The 25,889-nt window shown below is 68.2% G+C and carries 24 protein-coding genes and 4 pseudogenes; 13 read left to right on the top strand and 15 right to left on the bottom strand.

The annotated features are described in order from the left end of the window. Positions 1-2: 2 nt before the first annotated feature. Both ACIGW4_RS36985 and ACIGW4_RS36980 read left to right on the top strand, forming a co-directional pair. Positions 3-1,202, top strand: a complete 1,200-nt coding sequence (locus tag ACIGW4_RS36985) for a GNAT family N-acetyltransferase (RefSeq protein ID WP_399585991.1) — start codon at positions 3-5, stop codon at positions 1,200-1,202. Positions 1,203-1,234: 32 nt separating this feature from the next. Next, positions 1,235-2,194: a cupin-like domain-containing protein gene (locus tag ACIGW4_RS36980; RefSeq protein WP_399585989.1), complete on the top strand. Its 960-nt coding sequence runs from the start codon at positions 1,235-1,237 to the stop codon at positions 2,192-2,194. A gap of 51 nt (positions 2,195-2,245) precedes the next feature. On the opposite strand, the pseudogene ACIGW4_RS36975 reads toward ACIGW4_RS36980, so the two are convergent. Further along, positions 2,246-2,431, bottom strand: a pseudogene (locus ACIGW4_RS36975) (transposase); the annotation flags it as partial. 68 nt (positions 2,432-2,499) lie between these two features. On the opposite strand from ACIGW4_RS36975, the pseudogene ACIGW4_RS36970 reads away from it, so the two are divergent. Further along, positions 2,500-3,314 (top strand): annotated as a pseudogene (locus ACIGW4_RS36970) (IS5 family transposase). 6 nt (positions 3,315-3,320) lie between these two features. On the opposite strand, the pseudogene ACIGW4_RS36965 reads toward ACIGW4_RS36970, so the two are convergent. The 8 genes and pseudogenes from ACIGW4_RS36965 to ACIGW4_RS36930 all read right to left on the bottom strand — a co-directional run. Then, positions 3,321-3,593: pseudogene (locus tag ACIGW4_RS36965) on the bottom strand (HNH endonuclease); the annotation flags it as partial. A gap of 141 nt (positions 3,594-3,734) precedes the next feature. Then, on the bottom strand, positions 3,735-4,826 hold the full coding sequence (locus ACIGW4_RS36960) for a calcium-binding protein (protein WP_399585985.1): 1,092 nt from the start codon (positions 4,824-4,826) through the stop codon (positions 3,735-3,737). Between the two features lie 457 nt (positions 4,827-5,283). Further along, entirely contained in the window at positions 5,284-5,694 is a 411-nt protein-coding gene (locus ACIGW4_RS36955) for a hypothetical protein (RefSeq protein WP_399585984.1), read from the bottom strand. A gap of 11 nt (positions 5,695-5,705) precedes the next feature. Beyond that, the gene (locus ACIGW4_RS36950; protein WP_399585981.1) at positions 5,706-6,470 is read right to left on the bottom strand and encodes a hypothetical protein; all 765 of its coding nucleotides are present in this window, start codon (positions 6,468-6,470) and stop codon (positions 5,706-5,708) included. A gap of 785 nt (positions 6,471-7,255) precedes the next feature. Next, positions 7,256-7,591, bottom strand: a complete 336-nt coding sequence (locus ACIGW4_RS36945; RefSeq protein ID WP_123459441.1) for a helix-turn-helix transcriptional regulator — start codon at positions 7,589-7,591, stop codon at positions 7,256-7,258. Continuing rightward, positions 7,588-8,595, bottom strand: coding sequence for a site-specific integrase (locus ACIGW4_RS36940; protein ID WP_399585979.1), 1,008 nt, complete (start codon positions 8,593-8,595; stop codon positions 7,588-7,590). Before ACIGW4_RS36940 ends, ACIGW4_RS36945 begins: the two co-directional genes overlap by 4 nt. A 171-nt stretch (positions 8,596-8,766) precedes the next feature. Then, on the bottom strand, positions 8,767-9,219 hold the full coding sequence (locus ACIGW4_RS36935; RefSeq protein ID WP_399585978.1) for a hypothetical protein: 453 nt from the start codon (positions 9,217-9,219) through the stop codon (positions 8,767-8,769). Positions 9,220-10,045: 826 nt separating this feature from the next. Further along, positions 10,046-10,234, bottom strand: a complete 189-nt coding sequence (locus ACIGW4_RS36930) for a hypothetical protein (RefSeq protein WP_399585975.1) — start codon at positions 10,232-10,234, stop codon at positions 10,046-10,048. A 409-nt stretch (positions 10,235-10,643) separates the two neighbouring features. On the opposite strand from ACIGW4_RS36930, the gene ACIGW4_RS36925 reads away from it, so the two are divergent. From ACIGW4_RS36925 to ACIGW4_RS36910, 4 genes are all read left to right on the top strand, one after another. Then, the gene (locus ACIGW4_RS36925) at positions 10,644-11,165 is read left to right on the top strand and encodes a sigma-70 family RNA polymerase sigma factor (RefSeq protein WP_399585973.1); all 522 of its coding nucleotides are present in this window, start codon (positions 10,644-10,646) and stop codon (positions 11,163-11,165) included. Further along, positions 11,162-11,860 (top strand): hypothetical protein, encoded by a 699-nt coding sequence (locus ACIGW4_RS36920; RefSeq protein ID WP_399585971.1) that lies wholly within the window; start codon positions 11,162-11,164, stop codon positions 11,858-11,860. The genes ACIGW4_RS36925 and ACIGW4_RS36920 overlap by 4 nt, the downstream gene beginning before the upstream one ends. An 89-nt stretch (positions 11,861-11,949) precedes the next feature. Continuing rightward, a complete protein-coding gene (locus ACIGW4_RS36915; protein ID WP_399585968.1) occupies positions 11,950-12,108 on the top strand; it encodes a hypothetical protein in 159 nt (52 codons plus the stop codon). Positions 12,109-12,221: 113 nt separating this feature from the next. Then, complete coding sequence (locus ACIGW4_RS36910) at positions 12,222-12,725, top strand: hypothetical protein (protein WP_399585965.1); 504 nt, start codon at positions 12,222-12,224, stop codon at positions 12,723-12,725. Between the two features lie 404 nt (positions 12,726-13,129). Here ACIGW4_RS36910 and ACIGW4_RS36905 read toward each other — a convergent pair whose 3' ends face one another. Continuing rightward, complete coding sequence (locus ACIGW4_RS36905; RefSeq protein WP_399585963.1) at positions 13,130-13,858, bottom strand: hypothetical protein; 729 nt, start codon at positions 13,856-13,858, stop codon at positions 13,130-13,132. A gap of 989 nt (positions 13,859-14,847) precedes the next feature. Between ACIGW4_RS36905 and ACIGW4_RS36900 the strand changes: the two genes are divergently transcribed. The 3 genes from ACIGW4_RS36900 to ACIGW4_RS36890 all read left to right on the top strand — a co-directional run bounded on the left by ACIGW4_RS36900 (position 14,848) and on the right by ACIGW4_RS36890 (position 16,140). After that, complete coding sequence (locus ACIGW4_RS36900) at positions 14,848-15,237, top strand: hypothetical protein (protein ID WP_399585960.1); 390 nt, start codon at positions 14,848-14,850, stop codon at positions 15,235-15,237. A 114-nt stretch (positions 15,238-15,351) separates the two neighbouring features. Beyond that, positions 15,352-15,840: a GNAT family N-acetyltransferase gene (locus tag ACIGW4_RS36895; RefSeq protein WP_399585958.1), complete on the top strand. Its 489-nt coding sequence runs from the start codon at positions 15,352-15,354 to the stop codon at positions 15,838-15,840. Between the two features lie 48 nt (positions 15,841-15,888). Continuing rightward, entirely contained in the window at positions 15,889-16,140 is a 252-nt protein-coding gene (locus ACIGW4_RS36890) for a hypothetical protein (protein ID WP_399585956.1), read from the top strand. A 244-nt stretch (positions 16,141-16,384) separates the two neighbouring features. On the opposite strand, the gene ACIGW4_RS36885 is transcribed toward ACIGW4_RS36890, so the two are convergent. Continuing rightward, the gene (locus tag ACIGW4_RS36885) at positions 16,385-17,590 is read right to left on the bottom strand and encodes a hypothetical protein (protein ID WP_399585954.1); all 1,206 of its coding nucleotides are present in this window, start codon (positions 17,588-17,590) and stop codon (positions 16,385-16,387) included. A 487-nt stretch (positions 17,591-18,077) separates the two neighbouring features. On the opposite strand from ACIGW4_RS36885, the gene tap reads away from it, so the two are divergent. The 3 genes from tap to ACIGW4_RS36870 all read left to right on the top strand — a co-directional run bounded on the left by tap (position 18,078) and on the right by ACIGW4_RS36870 (position 22,910). Then, a complete protein-coding gene (gene tap / locus ACIGW4_RS36880; protein ID WP_399585952.1) occupies positions 18,078-20,297 on the top strand; it encodes a telomere-associated protein Tap in 2,220 nt (739 codons plus the stop codon). 6 nt (positions 20,298-20,303) lie between these two features. Next, the gene (tpg, locus tag ACIGW4_RS36875; protein WP_399585950.1) at positions 20,304-20,861 is read left to right on the top strand and encodes a telomere-protecting terminal protein Tpg; all 558 of its coding nucleotides are present in this window, start codon (positions 20,304-20,306) and stop codon (positions 20,859-20,861) included. A gap of 129 nt (positions 20,862-20,990) precedes the next feature. Further along, on the top strand, positions 20,991-22,910 hold the full coding sequence (locus ACIGW4_RS36870; protein WP_399585948.1) for an ATP-dependent nuclease: 1,920 nt from the start codon (positions 20,991-20,993) through the stop codon (positions 22,908-22,910). A 436-nt stretch (positions 22,911-23,346) separates the two neighbouring features. On the opposite strand, the gene ACIGW4_RS36865 is transcribed toward ACIGW4_RS36870, so the two are convergent. From ACIGW4_RS36865 to ACIGW4_RS36850, 4 genes and pseudogenes are all read right to left on the bottom strand, one after another. After that, entirely contained in the window at positions 23,347-24,324 is a 978-nt protein-coding gene (locus ACIGW4_RS36865; protein WP_399585945.1) for an HNH endonuclease, read from the bottom strand. 141 nt (positions 24,325-24,465) lie between these two features. Beyond that, complete coding sequence (locus tag ACIGW4_RS36860) at positions 24,466-24,837, bottom strand: hypothetical protein (protein WP_399585942.1); 372 nt, start codon at positions 24,835-24,837, stop codon at positions 24,466-24,468. 19 nt (positions 24,838-24,856) lie between these two features. After that, positions 24,857-25,735 carry an IS5 family transposase gene (locus tag ACIGW4_RS36855; protein ID WP_399585939.1) on the bottom strand — a complete coding sequence of 293 codons (879 nt, stop codon included), beginning with the start codon at positions 25,733-25,735 and terminating at the stop codon, positions 24,857-24,859. A 54-nt stretch (positions 25,736-25,789) separates the two neighbouring features. Then, a pseudogene (locus tag ACIGW4_RS36850) lies at positions 25,790-25,889 on the bottom strand (IS481 family transposase); the annotation flags it as partial.

Here is a 25,889-nt window from a genome sequence, read left to right as displayed (position 1 = left end):
GCATGGGTTTCACCATCAGGCCCCTTACGGGCCCGGACGAGCTAGTCGCCTTTGACCAGGCACGCGCGCTTGCCTTCGGTCATCCATTGCGGCGGTCGGTCAAACCCGGACCGACGATGGAACTCGACCGCATGCACCTTGCCTTCGATGGAGAGCAGGTCGTCGGAACAGCCGCTGCGGCAGGATTCGACCTCACGCTTCCCGGAGGCTCCCAGACTTCCTGCGGAGGCATCCGCTGGGTCAGCACTCTGCCCACCCATCGGCGCCGCGGAGTGTTGTCTGCAATGGTCCGCCATCAGTTCGACGAGTTCCGTCAGCGCGGTGAGCCCGTCGCTGTGCTCTGGGCCTCTCAAGCCTCTGTCTACAGCCGCTACGGATTCGGGCTGGCCACCACAAGTATCGACGCCACCATCACCCCGCGTGCTCCGTTCCTGGCGGGTGTAGAGCATGGCCCCGTGACCTACATCGACAGCATGGCGCAGGACGACCTCGTAGCACGAACACTGGCACCGGTCTACGAGCAGTTGCGCCAACAGCGCCCAGGAATGGTCAGCCGACACGAGGGCTGGTGGCGCCATCTCACCTCAGACCCAGCCACCCAATGGGTTGTTCATGAGGGCCCCAACGGGATCGATGGATACCTCGGATACCAGACCGAAGCGGAAGGATGGACCGATAAGGGCCCGTCCCACCGGCTGCACGTCGTAGAGCTCGTCGCAAACACTGCCTATGCGGAAGCGAGCCTCTGGCGCTTCGCACTCGACTTCGACCTCACATCCACAGTGATCGCGAAGCGTCGCCCGACTGACGACGCACTGCCGTGGATGCTGGCCGACATCCGACAAGCCCAGCTCACTACTCGAGACGGCTTGTGGCTGCGCGTGGTGGACATCGAGGCAGCCTTCAGCAAACGAGCCTGGCAGTCCAGCCCCGGCCTTGATCTCAAGATCGCCATCACCGATGAACTCTGTCCCTGGAACGAGGGAACCTGGGCTTTTGGTCCACAGGGCTTCAGCCGAACCTCTGGGAGCCCGGACATCACACTTGACACCGCCGATGTAGCGGCGTGCTACCTCGGCGCCGGACGACTGCACGCCCTGTCCCAAGCCGGCCGCGTCACAGAGCACACCGCAGGAGCACTCGACGCACTTGCTACCGCCCTCGGCTCAAGTCGCGCCCCCTGGGGCATCACCTGGTTCTGACCGCCCTGCCCTCAAGAACGGACGACATAAATATGTTCAATCTGGCTGATCTCGTAACACCGCTCGCAACCACCGAATTTCTCGCAGGCCCATGGCCCGAGCAGGCCTGGTGGAGGAACAGCTCACCGACACAAGCCGCAGTCTTCGAAGACATCCCGGAGCTTGCCCACGCGCACAATGTGCTGACGTCCGCAGGATCTGTCCGCGTCTTCTTCGGGAACGGCAACGTGCAAACGGTCCCGAGCGGCAAGACGGCGATCAGCCACTACGAAGCTGGCCGCACCTGCTTCATCCGCAGCGACTACATTCCGCAGCTCGCCGCCTACACCGATCAGATCACCGCCGACCTGGGCCTGCCCCAGGGATCCATGCACACCGAGATCTTCTGTTCCAAGGGCAACAGCGGCGCCACCATGCACAGCGACTACGACGTCAACTTCGCACTGCTTGTGCGAGGAAACAAGCGCTGGCGACTCGCTCCCAACCACCACATACGAAACCAGGTCGGGCAGTGTTTCCCTGAAGGCTTCGAGGAGCCCGACAGCATCAGTCGGAGGCTCGCGGACCGCCTGCCGTTCCCCTCCTCCATGCCCAAGGACGCCGAGGAGATCGAGGTGACAGCGGGCGGCCTGGTCTTCGTACCGCGAGGTTGGTGGCATGAGACTGAATCTCGCGGAGAGTGCCTCCAAGTCAACTTCGTCGTCAAGCGCTCCATGTGGCTGACCGTCCTGACCAGGGCTATTCGCAATGTCCTGCTGGAGCAGCCGGACTGGCGTGCCTACGCTCTCGACGTCTTCGCCACAGACGGCAGGCAGGAGAAAGCCCTCGACATACTCGCTGGGCTTCTTCCCGGCTTCCGGGACGAGCTTGACAAGATTCTGAGCTCCGACCCGCGTGAGGCTGCCCGGCTCGTACTCGAGCTCTCCGGCCTCAAGCCCGCCGTCACGACGTCTCAAGGGCAGTCAATCGGACCGCATAGCCAAATTAACTAAGGTTATTGACGGCTAAACAGAGATGGCTGTCGAAGACATTTAGACCGTGTCCTACGTGGTCAGTTTGAGGAGTCGTTTGTAGCAGCAGACGGCTGCGGCAAGGCCGAGAAAGGCCAGGCAGTTGCGGGGGTGGCGTTCGTAGCGGTGGTTGAGCCGGCGGTAGCCGGTCAGCCAGGACATGGCCCGCTCGATCACCCACCGGCGACGCCCGAGTCGTTCGCTGGACTCGATGCCCTTACAACCCCTAACGAAATGATCTTCGGGCTGGTTGGGTGGCCCTCCGAGTGTTGATCGGGGGGTGCCGGGTGACTCGGCGGAAGCCGTGGGAAGTCGATGATGAGCTTGAGGCGGTGATCGAGCCGCTCCTGCCGAGGGTGGAACGTCGGGCTCGTCATCCGGGGCGGAAGCGGCATCCGGACCGGCTGGTGTTCCAGGGCATCCTGTTCGTCCTGCATACCGGGATCGCCTGGGAACACCTCCCGCAGGAACTGGGCTTCGGATCGGGCATGACCTGCTGGCGCCGCCTGGCGGAGTGGACCGAAGCCGGCGTCTGGCCGCGGCTGCACGAGACCCTCCTCGCGCGTCTCCGCGGAGCGGACGCTCTGGACTTCTCCCGCGCCGTGGTCGACGGCCCTCACATACGCGCGTTAAAAGGGGCTCCAAGACAGGACGAAGCCCTGTTGACCGGGGCAGAAACGGCAGCAAGCACCACCTGATCACCGACGCCACGGGCATTCCGCTTGCCGCCACCCTGACCGGCGGCAACCGCAACGACGTCACGCAGTTCATTCCCCTCCTGCAGGCCGTCCCGCCGGTCCGGGGCAAGCGCGGCCGTCCCCGCCGCCGGCCCGACACCGTGCTGGATGACCGCGGCTACGACCACGACAAGTACCGGCGACTCGCCTGAACCCTGGGCGTTAAACCCGTCATCGCCCGACGCGGAGTCCCCCACGGATCAGGCCTCGGCACCGACCGCTGGGCCGTCGAGCGGACCTTCGCCCACCTGCACTGGTTCCGCCGGCTGCGGATCCGCTGGGAAGTACGCGACGACATTCACGAAGCGTTCCTCAGCCTCGCTTGCTCACTCATCTGCTGGCGACGCCTGAAGTCATTCCGATAGCAGTTCTTACTCGGCAGGCTCGTAACGGACGAGGGTCATGGGGCAATCCTCTGCGAGTCCGAGCAGCGCCTGGCGCTCATCCTCGTCAGCAGCGAGGTCCCAGCGCAGCTTGGTGCCGACCCAGGTCGCGGCGTAGGCGCAGTGGTAGGAGGTGTCCGAGGGCAGCCACTCCGCCGGGTCCTTGTCCGCCTTCGAGCGGTTGGAGGCCGCGGTGACGGCGATCAGGGTGTCGGGGCTGTCCTGGTCGTTCGCGTACGCCTCACGCCGCGCCGCACTCCACGGCGTCTGCTCAGCTGGCGGGGAGCGCCATTCGAAGCGTGTTGTATTCCCCTGATGGAGGTACGACTCCGCTGGGCGGTGATGTCGGCTGGTTTCACCGCAGAAACGAGTCTGGGCTGCCTGTGTCAGCAGGTTGTCTTCTTAGGGCACGTGCAGGACGGCCTCGCAGGTTGCTGTCGCCGTGTCCGTTCCCGACTCGCCGTCGCAGGAGTCAGGGCCGCCGGGGCCGCCGTCGAGCGCGTCGTTGCCGGGGCCGGCGCTGAGGCTGTCGGCGCCGTCGCCGCCTGAGAGCCTGTCGCGGCCGCCGGCGGTGCCTACGGAGGTGGTGAGGAAGTAGTCGGCGTTGTCCCCGAAGATCCGGTCGTTGCCTCCCCTGCCGTCGATCTCGTCGTTGCTGGCGGATGACAGGCCGGATTCGACTACCGAGCTGTCCCCGGCCAGCAGCTCGTCAGAGGGTCCACCAATGATCTTGTCCCTGCCAGATCCTGAGGCGTAGCCGCCGAATTCATTTCGGATGTTGTGGTCGCCGATGGCGGCGGTACCGCCGTCCGCACCGGTGTCGAGGGTGTCGTCGCCGCCGTCGCCGGTCGCGTTCGCGTAGGCGTCGCTGTCGCCGATGAGGAGGTCGTTGACACCGAGGCCGCCCAGGAGGGTGTCGTCGCCGGCGCCCTCAGCGTTTCCGGCAAGGGCCTGGGAGTCGCCGATCATGTCGTCGTTTCCCTCACCGCCGTCGAGGTAGTCCCGTCCGCCGCCGGACGCGGATTCGCCGACGCTGTCGCCGACGAGCCGGTCGTTACCGGCGCCTCCCTCCAGGCGGTCGTTACCTCCGCCCGAGCCGTGGGCAAAGAAACTGGACAAGCTGTCTCCGATGAGGCCGTCGGATCCATCCCCGCCCAGAAGGACGTCGTTGCCGCTGCCGTCGGCGTTGCCCTCCTCGTCGAAGACGTCGCCGACCAGTGCGTCGTCGCCGCTCGCGCCGTCGAGCTGGTCGTTGCCGAGGCCGCCCTGGATGGTGTCGTCGCCACCGAGGCCACAGATCCGGTCGTTTCCGCCGAGGCCCTTGATGATGTCCGGGCCGGAGGTACCGACGATCACGTCCGCACCGCTTGTCCCTTCTGTGACCACGAAGGGGTCGTTGACCACGATGGTGGCTGGCCTGCCGAAACAGATCGCCGCCTCTGCCTGGGCCTGGGACGGCCCGGACAGGCCGAACATGCCGCCCAGGAGTAGCATGCCGGTCACTCCGACCCGCAGAAAGTCTCTGCGACTCCGCTTCATCCTCGGATCCCTTCGATTGTGGACCTACAGCCGCACGGGCATGGGTAACCGAAAGCGATCCAAGCCCCGTCGGGCGACCGCGCACTGTAGCCGGATGGCCGAAAGGGCGGGCCCGCATGGCGGACATGGGTGGTTCAGCCGGCGCCGAGCTTCAGTGGAAGCCCCTGCCAGATCGTCGGACGCGCGGCCACGGCTACGCGGGCGTGACTGGCCAGCCAGCGCTCGAACGTTGGCTCACCGTGGGCCGGCTATGGGCGTGTCTGGCCGTTGAGTTCCGAGACGCCGTCGTGAAGCCGGATCACGCCGACATCGAAGGAGTTGCCGGGCCGAGTGAATCGTGCTCAGTCCCACGAGGGATATGGATCAGGTACTCACGCCACTGCGAGACCAGGGTGACCGACCCCGGCAACGATCACGGCCCGGACGGTGGTCGTCTGTCCGCGAGCTCACGCTGGCGTGCCTGGAGGTAGGCGGTCCAGTCGGTGGCGGCTCGCCGGCGCCAGTGGGCGGCGGTGACGGGGTGGAGGCCGAGCATCGGACCGAGGACCGCCGGGGGAAGATCCTGGGCGAGGGTGACGAGGGCGGTGGCCCGGGCGGGCCGGTTGGGGATGTGGTGGGCGGCCAGGCGGCGGCCGAGCACGGTGGCGGAGAGGTGCTGTCCGGGGCGGCCTCCGGGGAACAGCCAGCCCCGGGAGGTGTTCGCCGCCCAGTTGGTGGGCGGCGGACGGTTCGCGAGGTCGGACAGCAGGGCGCCCAGGGGAGCGGGCAGGGGGATGGGGGTGCGGTCGAGGGTCAGGAAGGTGTCCTCGCCGGTGGTGGTCACGGCGCCGGCGCTCAGAGGGTGATCCGGGTCAGGTGCTGGCCGAACAGGAGGAGGATCGATCCGGCTCCGCGGACTTCGAGCGGCAGGTCGGTGTCGGTGAGGCACTGGTGGAGGAGTTCCCAGTGGGAGTCCTCGTCCAGCGCGACCGGGTCCTTCTTCGGCCAGTGCGGGACGTCGAGAGGTCGGGCGTGACCGCGGCGGGTGGCCCAGACGACGAAGTCGCGGACGACGAAGCGGGTTCCAGGGTTCACCGCGAGCCAGGTGTCGACCTCGTGCTGGGTCACTTCCTGCAGACGCAGCCCGCGCGCGGTCATCGCGCTGAGAAAATCGGCGGCTCGGTTGATGCGGGCGTAGGCGCTGCGGGCCCGGCCAAGGAACCCGCCGCCGCGCAGCCGCTCGTGGCGGCGGGCGCGCGGTAGCAGCGACCAGCGCACGTAGGAGCGGAGCAGGAGGGCGTGCTCGGGGTGGCGGGCGGCAACCCGTTGGAGGTGGCGTTCGATCCGGGCAGACAGCTCGTCCCGCTCGGGTAGTACCTGGTATGCGGTGAGGAGGCCACGCAGGTACTCCGTGGTCTGGGTGGCGGCCCGGCCTTCGACCGCGGTGAGGTCGAGATCGGCGTGGGTGATAGGCAGGCCGGTGGCCACCAGGTCGGTAAGTAGACGGGCGGAGCGGGAGTTGCGCAGCCAGGTCAGGACGGTGCCGGGTTCCGGACTGTCGGCCAGGGCCGCGCGCATGTGCGCGTATGGTCCGCCGTCGGGGACGGTGGAGAACAGCACGGTGAGCCGGTCGTGGACCGCGCATCGGTCGCATAGCCCTTTGACCTGGTATGAGCGAGGTTCGGTGCAGCGTGGGCAGGCATGCGGATCCGGGTGCCCGGCGCAGGGTCCGCAGGCTCGGCGTCCCTCCGCGCGGGCGATCAGCACACGGCGCCGGCCGCATCCCGGACACGGGGCGGGATGGCGGCGGGCCTCGCGGTAGCACGGCTTGCAGACCGGCCCGAGCGGCCACCGGGCACACACTGGTGCCCGGTCCCCGCACAAGCCGCACGACGCCAGTGGACGGGGCCGGCAGTTCGCGCACGGATCCATGAAGGAGCGGTTCCCGCAGTTCGAGCAGGCTCGGCCGGTTGAGAGCTGATCCCGGCGGCAGGGCCCACAGGTCTTGTGGCTCGGGCGGGGGCGGGTCTCACCGCAGGCCGTGCAAGGGCCGACGTCGGACTGCGCGGCCAGGACGCCCTCGCAGCCGAGACAGACTCTGCCGCCGGGCACAGACCGGCGCAGCGGCCGAACACGGCCGCACCGCAGGCAGGCCGGTGTCCGGACACCGTCCACACCCATGGCGGTGAGGGTAGCGATGAGGGCCTGCACCGACCGCGGGGCGAGGGAGGACCCGCTGACCAGAGCGTCGGGGTGCGCTGCGAGGTGAGTGCGGATCCGGCCCCGGGCTGAAGGGGGCAGCCCGGCCACGATCCGGGCCGCCTCGTCCGGCACGAGATCAGGCAGGAACCGGGCGATCCGCTCCGCGAGTTCCTCCCATGAGCTCCGAGCAGACACCGGGCGGCTCACCGATCGCCCGGGCGCAGGACCCGAACTCGGCGGACAGGAGGAGCCTTCGCCGTGCCCGCGCTCTCGCCGGTCGCGGTCGGCTTCGCGATCTGGACGCAGGTCTCGGATACCTCGATCAGGTCGGCAGGGGTGACTCCGAGGATGCCGCAGAGGGCAGCGAGGGTGTCCATCGACAGCCGTTGCGGAGGCTGGGTAACCAGCCGGAACACCTGCTCCCGCGACAAGTGAACCCCGTACTCGGCCAGCAGCGGGACCAAGTCCGTGGTCTGGTACATGTCCCGCTCCGCCATCAAACGGCGCAGATTCCACGTGAAGCCCATCCGCTTCATCACCGCGGCAACACCCCTCCAGCAGCAGGCTCCAGACGCCGGTGGAGCGCGGACTCGATCAGGTGCGTGATGTAGGTGTGCCGCAGACAGTGCAAATCCAGCTCCGCCGGCAGGCCTGCGTGCTCGCGGATGTTGGAGAAGATCTCGTCGAGGCGTCGGCCTCCCAGCCGACCACGGCGCTCCGAGACCCACAGGGCAGGGTGACGGCCGGGGGAGAACCCGCCCCGCACCTCCTCGGCCCACTCCAGAACGACCGGGACGATCCAGTCGAGCTCGGGCACGGTCAGCACGGTCCTCCGCTTCGGTGGACTCCCTCGCGACGCCTTCCCGTACCGGACTTCGAGGGCGCCGAGCCGCCCGTACTGAGGTGCGCGGGGGTTGTGCCGCAGGTCCGGCAGGTCGAGCATCGAAGTCTCCCGGCGCCGGGTCCCGTATGCGTACACCTGCTTGACCAGAACCGAGTCCCGCCAAGCGGCCAGCACCCCCTTGCGGCCCCGCTTGCGGATCTGCTCCACCCGGTCGTCCGCCGCATCGAAAAGCGTCTGGAGCTCGTCGTAGGTGAACGCTCGCCCGCCCGGGCGGCCCTCGTAGACGGCGACGTGCTGGGCAGTGTTCCAGTCGTGACACACCTGGACCGGGAACCGGCCGAACTCCTCCAAGCAGCCCGCTGACCATCCATATCGCCCATCGGTGATGAACGTGCAGAACATCTCCAGAGAGCCCTGTTGTCCTCGCGCCGTGGACCAGGCGAGCTCACCGCGGGAGAGCCGCGCCGCGAAGTACGCCTCGACGTCCTCCGGCGTCCAGTCCCACGGATACGTGCCCGTGAACTCGGCAAACCGACGTACCAGGCTCAGCCGGTCCACGATCGTCTTCGTTGCCAGAAGACGGCTCCGCTGCTGGTCCTGCCAGCCGCGCAGCATGGCGTCGAACATGGCGGGCTCCGGGTCCAGCGCCCGGACGTTACCTGCGCGGACCAGCTGGATCGCACCCGGCACATCTGCCACACCCACCCCACACCTCCGACGGTTGCACCGAATGCAACATCGTGGCGTCGGATACTCCGCCCCAGGTCCAGAACCCTCACACCCTCACCTGGACGAGTGACACCCCCCGTTCGCAGGCCGCACCGTGCCGTCTACGAACTCGGCGGAATGATGCGTCGAGCCCAACTCCGCCTACTTCGAGTCGTAGACCTCGGCGAGTGGAACGAAGTGATCCACATCAAGGCGGGCGGCGTCGGTGACCACGACGTTGTCGTACTTGCTGAGCCATGATCCGCCCGTCAGCGTGCAGCGGTCCCCAACCTGGGGCGCTTCGACGGCTTCGGCGAGGATGACCTCCTTGCGGGTGTTGCACCCGTCGCTGCCGATCAGGCCCTTATTCCAGTGCTTGTACAGGCGCCGGTCGTACCCCTCACGGTGCTCGGCGGCGATGGGCAGGCGGTCGATGGCGTCGAACAGCGGCAGCACCTGCTCCAGCACACCTGCGTCAGGGCGAGACGCCGGGACGCAGGTGGCGGCCTGCGGGAGGGCGGTGCTGTCGGCCGCCGCCGGCAGGGAGGCGGGAATCAGGGGCAGGGCGGCGAGGAGAAGCGCGGGCAGACCGCGGCGCATCAAGTTGGTGATCACGACCGCGTTCTAGTCGTCTCGGCACCCGGCCCGGAAGGCACCTGCAGGCCCTATCACCCAGGTGGGTGGCGGGAATCACCGGAGAAACGATCACTGCACGTGGGGCGTGCGTGTGATGCCGGGGGCTCGTCGGCGGGCCTGGAGGTAGGTGGTCCAGTCGGATCCTGTCCGCCTGCGCCATGCCTGCGCGGTGAGGACATACATGCCCAGGAACGGTGAGAGGACGACAGGCGGCATGTCCTGCGCGAGCTGGATCAACGCGGTCGCGCGCGAGGGCCGCACCGAGATGCCGTGGGCGGCCAGTGCGCGTGCGAGAGGGCCGACGGAGCGGTGGGTACCCGGCCGGACTCCAGGGAAGAGCCAGCTGCTGGAAGTCGCGGCCCCGCCTTGCTGAGGCTGTTGCTCAGCAAGGTGAGGGTCTGCCAATCAAGCGGAGTGAGGAGCAGGACAAGGGCGGCGGCGCGTGCCAAGTTCTTGATCATGGACGCTAGAGATAGCGGTTTCAGCGGCTCTGACGTGCCCGGGTCTGAAGGAGTGTGCTCCCTGTGGGGACGAAGTTCACCGGGGAAACGGTCCTTCGACCCCTCAGCAGCTTCAGGATGCTCATCGGAGGCCGTGTCGGCCTCGCAGGCCGGACCGAACGGTGAACAACGGGGTCCCGGCCGGCAGTGTCCCCGCGGCCGCGCGCGCCGTTGTGGTCCGCATGGGGCTGGTGGAACGGGTGTGGCTCGGCATCGAGGAGCAGGTCGACCCCGCGACTGCCTCACCTTCAAGTCCAGCTGAACCGTGGACGCCTTGGCCCCCCGCCATGCCGGGACGGCTCCGGCTACGGGGCGGACAGGCGGCGGGCAAGGTCGGCGGCGAGCTGCCCGGCCGTCTGGCCGCGCCCGGCCGGGTCGAGCTGTTCCAGGAGCTGGAGCAGCTCGACCGCCTCGCGGGCTTCGGCGTGGGTGAGCAGAGCGAGGCGGGGCTCGTCGGGGTAGGCGCCAGTCGTCAGCTCGGTGTCGTGGTTCATGCCGTTCTCAACGGCGGCCGCCCGGGGCGGGGTACGGCCGACCATCGCAGATGACGACGGAGGTGGGGTGCGCTCTGCTCTCCGTCGTAGCGTCAGGGCCGCCGGGGCGCACGCGCTTTGGCGTGTTTCACCCTATGGTGGCGTGATCTTGTTCATCACTCCCCACCCGGAGGATGTGACCCTGATCACCCTCTCGCGACTCACTGTCAGTTCCATGTCACACGCAGTCGCGCAATTCCCCAGTTCATCCCGTGTTGCACGCTACGCGGATCATCACGGTGGGAAGCCGCTCGACTCCTTAACGTGAAAATTGCTGGAGCGCGCATGCGTGTTCGGGGGTTTCGGACGGTTGAGTTGGTCACGCCGGCGCACCTCCGCATCGGCGCTCACCCCTCAACGAAGAGGATCAATGTCCGAAGAAGTCGGCGACGACGGCCCCCTTCCACTGGACGAAGGCTGTCTCCCGCTGCCCCTGGAGTTCGAGGCGCTCTACCTGCTCAACCAGGTGGCGTTCCACGATTTGGCCCTGTCGGTCCTGGGGACGAACGACGCGGCCGAACGTGCGGCCCACCGCGGGTTCCTGGAGATCCTGAACCTCTGGGACAAGCTGAAGGCCGAGAGCGAGGACCTCCAGCAGGAGGTCTGGGCCATCATGCGGCGCACCGTCATATCCGAGGAGCTGCTCTCCCTGCGCGAGCAGATGGCCGCGCTGGACAGCGGCAGCGGCCTGTACGAGGCGCTGGGCAACCTTCCGCCGCGCCAGTTCGACGTGATGGTCCTGCGCTACATCGGCGGGCACAGCGCCAAGCGCATCGGCTGGTACATGGGCGTCACGGCCAGCACCGTCGACTACCACTGCCGCCAGGCCCGCCAGCGGCTGTCCCCGAAGTACTACCGGATCCTGCAGGGCACACAGGAGGGCACGTCGTGAGCACCTGGGAAGAACGTCTGGCCGGGGCCTCGATATGCGAGCCCCGCCGCCCCTTCAACGCCGCCGACGGCCTGCGCCGCCTGGCCCGGGACGCCGGCTACCTCCCGCCGCCGCCCGTGACCGAGCTCCCTGAGAGCACCCAGGCCCGCTCCCGCCTGGAGGCGGTCGCCAGCTGGGGCGTCACACAGGCCGGCGCGGCCGCGCACATGAAGAAACTCACCGACATCATGGACGCCCCCGACCCCGCCTTCACCACCTGGGCCGACGGCGACCTCGACATCGTCGGGCTGTTCGTCTTCGCCTGCTCCCTCTACCTCGCCCAGCACCCCGAGAGCGCCCGGTTTTGGTGGCAGGCCGCCGCCGGCGCCGGGCACGCCGTGGCCGCCTACTGCCTGCACCTGCAGCACCTGGTCGACGGAGAGCTCGCACGGGCCGAGCACTGGTGGCGCCAGATCAACGTCAATCTCACCGACCGTCAGGGCCCCGGCCTCGACGATGACGAGCAGACCGCCCTGCTCGAGGCCCTGGAACGCTTCGCCCGCTACTCCGCCCGCACCGGATCCCACCGGCCCGTCCCCGTCGGCGGCCTGCAAAAGGAGTTCGAGCGCCTGGCCGACGTCCACGACGACGACGGTCTGCTGTGCCGCCCCGACCACCACCTCGCCAAACGGCTGCGCGAACTCACCAGCAGCTGACCCGCACCGCCACACCGAAGGGAGCCCGCCCGGGCCCGCCGCCCGGAGGGCTCCCTTCGTCATTCCCGCACCAGGAAGGACACCCCGCCGTGACTACCCCCGCCCCGACCTCCGGCACATCGCACCGCCCCCGCCGACGCCGCGGGCGGGCCCGCGCCGCGCTCCGCCACTTCATCCACGGCCTGAGCTACGGCACCGGCCTGACCACCGCCGGCCTGCTGGGCTACTGGATCCAGCAGATGCTGTGACCACCCGCCACCGAACCCGGCAAAGGGCAACCCAGCCCGGCCCGCTCACCCCTTCCGGTGATCCCACACCCGAACCGCTGCCAGGAGCGAAACGCGGTCCCGATGATCAGCCGGTGACCACACGACATCCCCGCCGAAGTGCCCTGCGCCGTGCCGCGGCCGCCGCCGCCCTCACCGTCGCCCTGGCCCTCACGGCCGGCTGCGGCACGCCGCCCGCCGGGCACGAGGAGCGGCTGAACAAGGCCGCCGGCGTCGCCTCCTTCAAGATCACCTGCACCCAGGACCTGTGGGACCGCACCAAGTACAACGAGTCGCCCCAGACCGACTCCCACGAGGACGCCAAGCCCCGCAAGGTCGACGGCCCGGCCGGGGAGCGCGGGCTGGTCGAGATCACTCTCACCGGCGCGCAGTTGGTGGACTACCTCAAGACGCTGGAGCAGGACATCGACGGCGGATTTTTCGCGGATTCCTCCGTCGAGCAGCTCTCCCGGCGCATGTACGACGCGATCGCCCCGGTGGTCGACCGGATCGAGAAGGGCAAGCCGCCCGCCGAGGTCCCCCGGGCAGTCGTCGACGATGCCGTCGGCCTGACCGATCCCACGCCGCTCAAGAGCTGACCGGGCGAAACCGAAGCGCCCCGGCACGGTGAAGCCCGCAGCAGTTCCGTACGCCGGGTTGCTCGCTTTGGACTTCACCGGGCCACCTGAGCTACTGGTCGGCTTTCTTCCGGGGCGCTCGGGCGGCCTCGACCTCGGCCTTGCACCTCGCGCACAGCGGGTTCCCGCCCACCCCATACCGGTGTGTCCGGGCGTGACACTTCGCGCACAGGCCCACCTGGTCCGAGGAGTAAACCGGCGCGGGCGCGGGGGCAGGAGAGGACATCGGAACGTTCCTTCGTGACTGCAGCAGACCTGCACACGCCGCCCTTCCAGAATAGAACGCACACCCGCCCCAGGGACGGACCGCCGCACGAGGCCCGCGCGATCGGCCTCCCTTTCCGCCCCGGGCGGGATCACTCGCTTTAGGGAAGCCGGCCAACCAGGCCGGTCAGCTGAGAGCTGTAGCGCTTCAACTCGGCCGACACATACGGGGAGCTCGCGCTCAGTTCACGCGCCAGGCGCTCCTGTTCCTTCAGGCAGGCCGCGGTGAAGCTTCCTATCGGGCCGTAGCGCACGACCTGGTCCCCGGTCGTGAGTACGCTCGCGCTGCCGGAGGGATCCATGTATGTCATCTTCGGGGTCGTGAGGCTGCTGCCGTCGTCGAGGCGCAGGGTGATCGTGAAGGTGTAGACGCTGGGCAGGACCCCGTCGGAGGCCGTCTCCGGCCCCACGGTGAAGGCGATCCGTTCCTGCTCGTGCGGGGGAAGGGAGTACTTGAGCTTACGGATCTTCCGGAAGGGCGCCTTGGCGCCGGCAGGGACCTTGACGTCGTACCGGGCCTTCACCTCCAGACCACTCGCCCCGTAGGGGCACCCCACCGGAGTGATGGAGCTGAAGTCGAACTCCGCCTGCGATACCAGGGCGGGATTCTCCCCGCTGTTGCGCAGGACCATGGTGACGAGCGACGCCTTCCACTGCGCCGTCTCACCCCTCTCGTCTTCCCCGGCTGAGGTCCAGTCCGCCCGGATCTCCTCCTCCTTGGCCAGGTCGACGTCCACCAGCTCTACCTCTGCCCCCGACTCGGGCTGGGGCTGGAGATCCGGGAACAGCAGGAAGACCAGCGCCAGGGCCCCGCTCAGGGCAGCGATCACGCCGCCGATGACCGCGATGATCCCCTGCGGGCGCTGCAGGAAGGGCCGCTCCGGCTCCTGAACAGCCCTGCCCGGGCCGGCCGGCTCGCCAGACCCGGGTGCGGTTGCGGCGGGACTGCCCGCACCGGTCGGCCTGCCCCCCTCGGGCGCAGGTCCAGCAGAACTGGCCGCCCCGGCTGTTCTGCCGGACTCGGGTAAGGGACGCTCCGGCTCCCGAGCGGAGCCGGCCGCACCGGCTGGTCCACCGGCCCCCAGTGCAGACCCGGGGGTCCCGCCCTGGTCTGCCGTCATGACGCCTGCCTGCCCGTCACGCCCCATCCGACGTCGCTGCCCATCGCCGTCCCCTCCCTGTCGCACCGGCGCCGTCCGGACTCCGTGGAGGCCGACCGTACCCGCAGGTCCGCGCCCTGGGAACAGTCCTTTGGCCGAGGATGAGGAACATGCCCTGCTCTGTCGGCCGGCGACCCGGACCCGCAGCGGGTCGTTCCCGCTGAGCTGGTGAAAACGAGGAAAGGCGCATCGGCCGGATATCGCCGTGCTCTCGCCGCCCACCGCGCGGTCGCTCCGCCCCACCAGGAGGGTCCGCCCCTGGCCGCCGCCGTCGTACGACAGAAGCAGGTCCGCCTCGAGCTTGCTGCCACCGCTTTCCCCGATGTCGAGCAGGATCAGGAAGACGAGGTGCCGACGTCGCTCGAGGACGTCCGTGCTCAGCAGCGTCAGGCCGTCGAAGCCGTGCGCGCTGCCGCGATCCGCCGCACTCGTGCCAGGCAGGCCAGTACTGCCAGGGCTCCTGCACTGCGTCAGGCCGGGTGAGCTCGTGCGCTCCGTCCGGCCGGTTTCAGCGGAAGCGCGAGTCGGTGATGACCTGTTCGGCATCAGCTTCGACGACATCCCGCAGGTCTTCGTCGTCGTCCGGGGCATCCAGGCCGAGTGCGCCCTCGTTCTCGTTTCCGCAAGCAGTCCTTCGACCACACCACCGGGAGGAACCAGTGTCATACCCGCAGCCGTTCACCCCCGAGGAGAAGCTCGCCGACGCGAAGAAGCTGTTGAGCCTCCCTCGTATTGTCGTAATCTGCGGCTCCACCCGCTTCATGACTGAGATGAACGAGGCCGATCTACGGGAGACCAGAGTCGGGAAGATCGTCGTCAAGCCGGGCATCGACATGAAGTCGCCCCACGAACTGTGGTCCGACCCGGTCGAGGCTGAGGCGCTGAAGGTTCGACTCGACGACCTGCACCGGGCGAAGATCCGGCTCGCTGATGAGGTGCTCGTCGTCGGCGACTACATCGGAGACAGCACCCGAGCCGAAATCGCCTACGCCCGGTCGCTGGGCAAGCCCGTGCAGTTCACGCACCCCGAAGTTGCCCCCGACGCCTGACCGCCCAGGAACAGACCCTTCGTCATCTTCTCGGTGTCGGCCACGACGGCCCGGAGCTCCGCGGAGGTCGTGGCCGCCTCGGTTTGCGGGTCGCGGTCCTGGAACACTCGGGGCATGCCACTCATCCGTGACATCGTCCAAGCCGACTACCCGGTGGTGGAGGAGCTGCTGTACTCGAACCATCTGGGAGACGGCAGGTTCTACGACCCCGCGGGCCTGGACGCCGTCGTGGCCGAGTTCCACGGGCGTGTCGTCGGGATCGCCGAGTTCCAGCTCCACTGCGACTTCGGGCACGACGAAGGCCGGGAGGCGCACCCCGGCGAGCAAACGTTCATCTTGACGATGGCCGTCGCCCATACCGATCGTCGCAACGGGGTCGGCCGGGCGCTTCTCGCCGAGATCGCCCGCCGGGCCCAGAGAGCCGGCCACACGTTCCTGGCCCTGGTGCCGCAGGACGGCGCCGACGCGGCCGGTCGGCAGGCGTTCTTCCAGGCGTGCGGGTTCACGCTCTACGGCCCCGCCGGACCGGGCGCGGCATGGGGCTGCCCGGTCTCAGAGATTCTCACCGTGAAGGACACGGCTGCGCCGAAGGCAGGCGGGTAACCCGCACCGCGCAGTGGCCAGAACGGAACCGTGTCCGCATCGCGGCGGATGGACCTGGCCATCACGGAGGCGGTGGAGCGGCAGAGTGCCGCGATGCGTGAGCTGTCCCGCAGGGCATTCCCCGAGACCGACGTCGTCCCGGACGATGCGCCGGCACCGATCGAGCAGGTCCGCGCGCAGCGGCGCCGCCAGGCCGCGGCAACGGAGACCGCCGCACTGCGCCGGGCCCGCGCCGAAGGTGCCGGGGCCATCGTGCACTCGGTGGCTCACCCCCGGCAGGTGACCGGTGAGGTGGCGTGACCAACCACGCTGGGAGTTGCCGCAGCCTTACCTGCCGGTCGCGCTCAGCTGGGCCACCCGTGCGGAGAATGCCTGGACGTTGGCGCGGATTTGGCGCTCCTCGATGAGTTCGCACGCGCTGAGCGCTGCCGCAATGCACAAGCGGAAGACGTCGCGTTCTCGTGGAGATTGGCGCGGTGGCGAGCCGCCCCCGCCTCGGGCTGGAGGCCACTGCCGTGGATATGTGATCTTGGGTCTGGTTACGTCATTCGCCTTCCTCCAGCTTGGCGGTGGCGATCCTCAGCCAGGCTTCAAGGTCAATCACCCCCTGCGGTAGATAGCACTCACTATGGCCCGCAGCCAGTCTGTGCTTCGAGGGCTCGTATGCATTCGGGCCGACATGTCTAAGGATTAGCAGCTCAGCCATTCGGCACACGATCCGAGTGGCACTGGCGAGTTGGACAAGTTCACCTTCAAAGCGCTCGTGCTCGTCAAGGCGGCTACTCCACCCATTGATGTCGCGCGTGATTCCGACCTTATGGAACAAGGTTCCGTCGAAGTCGGTGAACTCGTAGATGTATATGAACGCGGGTGCTTGAGCGAGTTTCCTGTTCTTGCGCAGTGCAGGAATACTCCAAAATCCTCGCCCGTTGCATGAGGCACAGGCGACCCCGGTGCTGGACCGTCGGAGAACCGTGAGTCGTGGCGTAGTGATCCTGTTGCAATGGATGCAGCGCCCTTCGACCACCGTGCCTGCGTTGACCCAGCCCTTCACGTCCTTCACACCCAGTTCGAAGAACTCTTCAAGAGCCTCCTGCTCGGTGAGCTCGACCACCCGGATCGCCTGCAGTGCGCAAGGCTGGCAGCCCCAGACCCGAAGCCCGCGCCGCAGGCGATGGTGGATGTGGCCAACCCTTGCACGATATGGCTGATTGCAGCGGGTACAGATGCAGTCGACCGGCACCCGCGTAGTAAGGAACGGTCCAACCTTGCGAAGTCCCGCTTGAGAGAGAATCTCATGCACCTGCTCGTCGGTCAGCCTGAGGCAACTGGAGCACCCTCGAGTGCCGCGCCTCTGCGCTTCACGCAGATTATTCAGCCGAATCGGGAAGGACTTCTCGCATTCTCGACACTTCACCGCGACTGGCGTATGAGTGTTCACGTAGGTGCCGACCAAATCGAATCCGTAATCCTTGAACTCTGCCCCGATGCAGGTATCGCACTCGCGACGGCGCAGCTCTGTGTAAGCACCGCATTGTGAGCAGCCCGCCATCCCGTTACGCCAGACCTGGTAGTAGTGGCGGCGGCACAGCTTGAGGGTCCTATACTCCTTCGCCTCGCGAGGGCACCGTCCACCGACCGCGACACAACGGATCGGCTCCCTGGGGGCCGGCGGTTGAAGCTCTCCGCTCTCCCGCGCCTTTCGCCACCTGATCACCGTCGACGCATAGAGGCCGTACTGCTTCAGCACGTCCTTCCTCGTGCCTGATGGCGCGGCCTCATAGGCGTTAAGAACTTCGATCTTGAACTCGTAGGGGTGGTCTCTATACGGCACAACCGCAGCATGCCAGTAGCCTCTGACACTCCGTCCGCTGCTGGAGGCCCGGTCAAGAGGCGGAGTCGGCCCTGCGACTGTTGAGCCGTGTCCCGTGGTCTGATCTGCAACGGTCAGACTTCGCTGTCACGAACGACTGCCGGTCCAACTTCGGTGGCAATCGGTCCAGGTTCGTTGTCACAGGACAGCCGTGCCGCACCGGGACTTCCGGGGCGGCGGGCCTGCAACACGCGGTGCAACGCCGGGCTGCAACGCACGTGCGTTGCAGCCCGGCGTTGCATAAACAGCCGTTGCACGGCTCACCGGCCCGCGTGTTGCACATCAACCCGATGAGTGATTCATGCGCGATTGAGTGAGCGAATTAATGCGCGATCGGGTATGCTGCCCATTGGAGGTGACCTCTGTGTCCACTGAGAACGAGCTGTTCAGCGCCGTGGATGCGCTGCTGGAGCAAGTCGCACAGGACGACCTGCCGGCCCCCGCGGAGCGCAAGCGCCTGCGGGAGGCGGCGGGCCTGAGCCAGGCGCAGATCGCGAAGGCGCTGGACGCCCGCCGGGAGGCGGTGGGGAACTGGGAGGCCGGGCGGACCGAGCCGCGGCCGCCGAAGCGCGCCGCGTACGCCCGGCTCCTGGAGGGCCTCGCCGCCCGCTTCCCCGCCCCGGCCGCCGACGAGCCCCTCGCCCCGGCTCCGACACCGGTAACCCCGGAGGCGTTCACCGGCCCCGCGCCCGCTCCCGCCCCGGCGACCGAAGCGCCGGCACCCCCGGCCCCGACTGCTGCCGTGCGACCGGCGCCCGCCGCGAGGCCCGCCGCGTCGTCGCGGCACCCGGGTGCGAAGAAGGCGGTGTCGAAGAAGACCACGGCGGCCGCGCCCGCCGACGTCGACCCACGCTTCGAGAACGGTCCGCTCGCCGTCATCGACGTCGACACCGACGGCCAGGTCTCCGCGTACTACGTCGGCGGCCTGGTCCTGGACGTGCCCGCCAAGAGCATCCCGGCGCTGGTCGACTGGACGCTGGCGGAGGCGAAGCTCGGGCAGGCCCGGCTGCACCGCAACGGCCGCGACGCCGACCCGATCCTCGTCCTCACCGCGTCCGCACTGGAGCGCTACGGCCTGCCCGCCGCCCTGTCGGAGGAGGAGCGACACGCGGGCCGGCTCCCGTCCGGCCACAAGGTGGTCAAGCAGATCGAGCGCGCCGGACTGCAGATGACCCAGCGCGGGTTCGGGCCGTGGGCCCGGCTTTACCGCGACCCGGAGGGCTCCCGGCGGCGCTGCGTCCAGCTGTGCATCCTGCCGTGGAACGCGCTGGACACCCGGGAGTGGGGCAAGAAGGACCGCCCGGAGCTGCTGCTGACGATGCACCCGGCCGACCTCGCCCGCTACCTCGGCCTGTACGCGGCGCGGGTGATGACGCCGCGCGGCAGCACCGCGACGACCGGCCTGGAGCTGATGACCGCGCTGCGTCCGCCGACCCGCGCGGAGAAGGACCCGGTCACCGGCGAGTTCAAGCGGGCCTTCAACGACGACGCGCTCACCCAGGTGTACCCCGTGGTGGAGTGCGAGGTCCCCGACGAGCACCCGATCCTCAAGGACAAGTTTGCCCGGCACCACCTGCGCACTCCGGCCGAGATGCTGATGGAGGAGCCCTACGACTGGTGCCGGCCGCTGACCGACGAGGAGTGCGCCAACCCGTACCTGGTCGTCGTCGACATCAACATGAGCTTCGCCGCGGCCGCGAACGGACTCACCGTCGGGCTGAACGGGCCGACCCACCTGGCAGGTAACCCCAGGTTCGACGCATCGCTGCCCGGCTCCTGGCTGGTCGACCTGTCCCACGTCGACCTGTCCCGCGCACGGGTCAACGGTCGCACCGTCGACGGCGACCGGCTTCCCTCGCCGTTCACGCCGACCGGCGAGCGCCCGACCGGACCGGCCTGGTACGCCACGCCGACCGTCGCCTACGCGGTGGAGCTCGGCTTCGATGTCGCGCCGATCGAGGCGTACGTGCGCACCCAGACCGGCCGCTACCTGGACTCCTGGTACAAGCGGCTGCGCGACGCGTACGTGGAGACGATGGCCGACATGGGCGTCACCACCGACCTCCAGGGCGAAGAGTTCCTCGAGGCGATGGCGCGGCGCAAGCAGGTCGATTCGACGATGGCGCTGCTGGAGACCGCGATCAAGGCCACGGCCAAGGGTGCGATCGGCAAGCTGCGCCAGCGCTCCCGGGGCCAGGTTCCGTACTACGAGCCCTACCCGGCGCTGGAGCGCGTGAACTGGCGCCCCGACATCCGGGCCGCCGTGCTCGCCAACCAGCGCACCGGCCTGCACCGCAAGCTGATGAAGACGGCGGCCGCCGCCGACCTGTACCCGGTCGCGATCGGCACGGACGCGATCGTCTACCCCTCGCCCGGCCCGTCGCCGCTGGACGTCCTGCCGACCACGCCCGAGGGCAAGCCGGTGCCCGGCGGCTTCCGGCTCGGCGTCTCGCCCGGCATGGTCAAGCACCAGGGCACCCAGACCGTCCTGTGGGCGGAGCAGCTGTTCGAGGAGCGCGGCGGGGTCTTCAACATCTCCAACCTCATCAAGACCGCCGATCCGACGGCCGGAGAAGGGGAGTAGCAGGTCATGGTTGACTCGCTCGGGGACGGCCTGGACCGCGCACTGGAGAAGGCATTCACCCGCCCCGCTCCCAAGAGCGCTCAGGCCCAGATGAAGTACCTCGTCAAGCAGCTCAAGGGCACCAAGGCCGCCGCCCAAGCCCTCGGGATCTCCCAACGCACCGTGGAGCGGTACGTGACGGGCAAGCTCAAGCGGCCCCGCCAGGAGCTGCGCGCCCGGCTGGAGGGCGAGGTGAAGAAGAGGTGGCAGCCGCAGGTCCGCGCGAAGGCGAGGCAGAGGGCGGCGACCACGACCGGGCTGGTCGTCTCCACCCGCGCCCGCTTCGGCTTCGAAGCCGAAGCGGGATCGACTGACGATGCCCGGATCCGGGATATCACCCAGGCCCTGCCGCCCGAGTACGCCGACCAGCTGTTCAACGCACGGGAGCAGGGCGCCGGCGAGGACCAGCTCCGGCAGATCGCCGCCGAGGGCCTGGCCCGGATGTACTTCCGCGCCAACAACACCCGCGCGCACGGCTTGGACGTGGAGTTCACCGACGTGGAGCGGCTCGACATCGAGCTATGACCACCCGCCTACGGCTGGGGTCCGAACCGCGCTTCGGTCTGGGTCCCAGCTGCCGTCACGGCTCAAGCCGATGCAGGACGGGGACCCACTTACCTGCGGACAGCCCGGTTGTCACTCTCACGGCGTAGCGTGATCCCGTTCGCCGACACTGTTGTCGGCGGCGTGGTCAGCACAGGAGACTCGATGCGCCTACAGTCCGCTCACATCACCAAGTACAAGAGCATCAACGACTCCACTCTGTTCTCACTCGAAGGCGATATCACCGCCTTCGTGGGTAAGAACGAGTCAGGCAAGACCGCCGCCCTGGAAGCTCTCTACCGCGTGAATCCGCTGTCCAGCGGGCATCCGACGGCATTCGAGGAGCTCCGGGACTACCCTCGGCGTTACCGTTCCCGCGACAAGAACCGGATCGCGCAGGCTCGGCCGGTCACCGCGACGTTCGAGTTGGAGCAGGACGACATCGACGCCGTGGCCAAGACATTCGGCTCCAAGGCATTCACCGCGAAGACGATTACGGTGTCTCGCCAGTACGACGTCGACACGTGCTGGTACCTCGACCTTGCCGCCGACACTCTGGCCGCCGCACAGCACCTGGTTGCCAAGTCTGGGTTGGACGTTGCGCGCTTCGCCAAGGCCAAAGACATCGACGCACTCATCGCAGCGCTCCGTGCCGATGAGCATGCCGAAGCCGCAGTCCAGCTCGCCGACGACCTGGATGAGCGCGACCTGAACGCGGAGATCAGGAATATCCTCCACCGGCGGCTGCCGCGGTTTCAGTACTTCGACGAGTACAACGTGCTGCCCGGCAGTGTCTCGATCGAGCGACTGCAGACCGTCGAGGAGGACGACCTGGAGCCGGAGGAGCGCACGGCCCTGTCCCTGCTGAAGCTCGCCGGGGTGGAGTCCGATGAGTTCACCCGGGACAATTACGAGAACCGCAAGGCCGCCCTTGAGGCGGCAGCCAACGAGCTGACCGACCAGCTCTTCGAGTACTGGACCCAGAACCCTGACCTGTCGGTAGAGCTCGACATCGAGTTCAAGCAGGTTCCCACGCCGCAAGAGCCGCATCGCACCGAGCCGTGGCTCCACATCCGGATCAAGAACCAGCGGCACCGGGTCACCCTCGGGATGGAGGGCCGGTCGAAGGGCTTCATCTGGTTCTTCTCCTTCCTGGCCGCGTTTTCGGAGTACCAAGACGTCACACGGCGGCGCGTCATTCTCCTGGACGAGCCCGGCCTGAACCTCCATGCCAAGGCCCAGAACGACCTTCTGCGCTACATCGAGGAGCGCATGGTCCCGCAGCACCAGGTCATCTACAGCACCCACTCACTGTTCATGATCCAGCCCTCGAAGCTGGAGCGCTGCCGCACGGTCGAAGATGTCGACAACGACGGCACCCAGGTCAGCCAGGAGCTGTGGCGAGCCCGCGCCGACACCGTTTTCCCCTTGCTGGGAGCCATCGGCGTCGACATGACTCAGACGCTGATGATCGGGCCGAACCAACTGTTGGTCGAAGGCCCGTCCGACGTGGTGTACCTGACCGTGATGAGCGAGGTCGTGCGTGAGGCCGGCGGCACGTCCCTGGACCCCAACTGGACCATCACCCCGGTCGGTGGGCTCGACAAAGTGCCGTCGTTCGTTTCGCTGCTCGGCAGCAGCGACCTGAGCATCGCGGTGCTGATGGATGTTGCGGGCGGCGGCAACCAGCGCATCGCACAGCTCGTCTCGCGCGGCCTTCTCGACAAGGGCCGCCTGGTCTACCTCACCGAGTTCACCAACACGAGCGAAGCCGACATTGAGGACCTCTTCGCCCCGACCTGGTACCTCAAGCTCCTGTCCTCCGCGAAGGTCGGGCAGTTCACCAAGGCCCAGCTCAAGGGAGGCGGGCGAATCATCAGGCAGGTGGAGGCGGCCCACGGTGGCCGGTTCGACCACTACCAGCCCGCCAGCCACCTGATGCGCTCGCCCGGCACCCTGCTGGATCAGATCGACGATGAAACCCGGGACCGCTTCGAGGCCCTCTTCACGCGCCTCAACGCTCTCCTCTGACGCGCAGGCCAGGGTCAGCTCGTTGGCGTGGCACGGCGGCGTGCCCACCAGGACAGCCGCGGCGCGGTGGCGGCGTTGACGACCCGGCCGAACGCCTCCAGCGCGGCCTCCAGACGCTGATGAGGATCTGTGAAAACGGCCAGTGCTGCTCTACGTTCCCCACTCGGTTGCCGTCGGCAACGGGCCGGGGCCGCCCGACCGTGCAGTGTGCGGGCTGTGTCGGCCGGTCAAGGGCGGCTTCGGCGGCGCGTGCGCTGGCTTCGGGCCATCCTGGACAGTCCACCCCACCCCTACACCACGACGTGGGGCACGCCCGATTGCAGAAGGAGGGACCCCAGCCGGTGCACGAGAACCCGTCCGCAGCTCGGGTACGGCCTGCGAGCCTGCGACGCACCACCGAGGCCGGCCGGCCCGGAGGGCGGGCGGACTACCCTCCTCAGCTTCCCGTTCGCCGCTGCCACTCGCCATACCGCCACTGCAAGGCCAAACGGTTCGGGAGGCGCTGTGCCGTGAGGCGGGTGTGGATAATGCCCATGTCGGCAGCACTCGGGCCGTTCGGCCGGACGACCACGTCGAGGCCCTCAGGGTGGATGGCGAAGAGGTGCTGGTCGAACGCGGCATGTAGGGCAGCGTTCATGAGCAGGCCGTTGCCGGCGTCGGCACTGCCGCCCTCTGCGTCGGGCAGCAGATGCGCAGCCTCAAGCATCTCGGGGACGGCGATGCCAGACAGTGGGCAGCGGTGGTCGTAGCGCGCGAGCACTGCCCGCCGGAACCGCTCCTGATCCGGGCGGTACCGCCGAAGCCCGGCGCGGCTGTAGCTGTTGTTCTCCGTCAGCGAGAACGCTGTGCCCTGCCGGGGGATCCGGTCACCGCCAGCAGGGCCGTCCGCCTCTCGAAGGAGTTTCTCGATCTCGGACGCCTTCGCACTGATGTCGCTCAGCGTGAATCGTCGGCGATCCAGTAGGTATTTCCGGAGGCTCTCGGGCAGCGAGGCCCACGGCAGCGGTCGGCCCTGAGTCGCCCACCAGACTCTGCGGCGGCGCGTGAGCGGAGCGCGCTTCGCCTTGGGTTTCACAGATCCGTCGACGATGCCGACGTGAATCTCGTTCGAGCCGTTGGGGTCAGTGCGTGTGACCACTCGGTCACCGGACTGCACCTCCCCGACGAACCGGAACAACTGGCTCGTGTCGTAGTCGCGGCTCTTCTGCCGCGCGTCCGGGCGGTCACGGTCGACGGCCGCCCGGATGTCCTCCTTGGGCGTGCCTGCAGGGAACCTGCCCGTGACTTCCCGGAAGTCCACGGAGCAGAAACCCTCCTCCACCCAGGTCGGGACGAAGTCCTTCTTCCTGCCGCTGTCCGGATCCCGAAGTCTGTGCCCGCTGATCAGCCAAGTCCGCTGCGGATGGTCCTCCACCGGCTCCCCGCCTTCCCCCGCAGTACTCCCGCGCCCTGTCAAGATCATGCCAGGACCCGCCGTCCCCAGTGACGCCGGGCAGGACGGGCGGAACACCAGCTGGTAGGACCGGGGTCCGCCCACCCTGGCCTAGGCGGTGTTTTAGAACGCGCTGACCTGCCTGTTTGGCCGTCCGGGGAAGACGCGGGCGGCCATCCAGATGGTGAGGTCACGGGCGATGTCGTTGATGCTGGTCGCCGTGGTGACCTCGTGCTCGTTGCGGGTGGTGTCACGGCGGACGATCTCGTAGCCCCCCTCGTCCAGGACGGCCACGGAGGCGAACCAGACGGGGTCGTCTTCGTCGGGCTGGACGACGACGAAGGTGTTGTCGGAGTCGTTGAGGTCGCTGATCATCATGAACAGCGCGTCTTCGGAGGGGTCGTCGATGCGGTCGCCGTTCTCGCTGTCGGCGCCGTAGTACCGAGCCCCCATCGTGGCCTTCCCCTCGTTGTCGCCCCTGGTCGCGGTCAGCATGGCATGCGGATCCGACAGCTCAGGCCGGTCGCAGCCATTCGCCGATCGCGGCGATCAGGACGGTGGCTTCGAAGCGGACGGCGAGCTTGTCGAACCGGGTGGCGACCGCCCGGTTGCGCTTGAGCCGGTTGATCCCGCACTCGACCGCGTGCCGGGCCTTGTAGTCCTCGCGGTCGAAGACCGGAGGCCGTCCGCCGGCCTTCCCACGCCGCTTGCGATGGGCGGCCTGGTCGGCAGGCTCCGGGATCGTGCAGCGGATTCCGCGCTTTCGCAGGTAGGCCCGGTTGGCGCGGGAGGAGTACGCCTTGTCGCCCCGCACTCGCAGCGGTCGGACGCGGGGACGGCCCGGGCCGGTGCGGGGCACTCTGATGCCTTCCAGGACGGCGGTGAACTGAGGACTGTCACCGCGCTGTCCTGCGGTGACCAGCAGGGACAGTGGCCGTTGGCCCTGCTCGCAGGCCAGATGGATCTTGGTGGTGAAGCCTCCCCGGGACCGGCCCAGGCCATGATCCTCGGGCTCGGTGCGGGTTCCGCCCGGCGGTTCCTTCTGGGCCTGGCCGTCGCGGCGGGCGCCCGCGGCGTGCTGATGGGCCCGGCAGATCGTGGAGTCGACGTTGACCTCCCAGGTGATCAGCCCGGCCGCATCCGCCCGGGCCTGAAGCCGGGTCAGCAGTTCGGGCCAGGTGCCGTCACGCTGCCAACGGCGGAAGAGTCCATAGACGGTCTGCCACGGCCCGTATTCCGACGGCACATCCCGCCACGGAGCACCGGTCCGCACCCGCCACCGGATCCCGTCTATCAGCTTCCGCCGGTCCAACGACGGCCGCCTCAGCACCGCGACCGGCAACAGCGGCTCCAGCACCGCCCACTGCCCGTCAGAAAGATGCCCTCGTCCCACACCGCGATCATCGCGATGCGGGACGAGGAGCAGAGCCGATTTTCAAAACACGGCCTAGCTGTATTGACCCGCAGCATTGTTGACGCGGGTGATGGGCGGGTGTCCGTCGAGTGCGGTGTGGCAGCGGTGGTGGTTGTAGGTGTGGAGGAAGTCT

This window comes from Streptomyces sp. NPDC053513, from assembly GCF_044544765.1.
GTDB classification, from domain to species: domain Bacteria; phylum Actinomycetota; class Actinomycetes; order Streptomycetales; family Streptomycetaceae; genus Streptomyces; species Streptomyces litmocidini.
The sequence above is the reverse complement of the archived record's forward strand: the minus strand, read 5'-3'. Positions and strand labels throughout refer to the sequence as shown.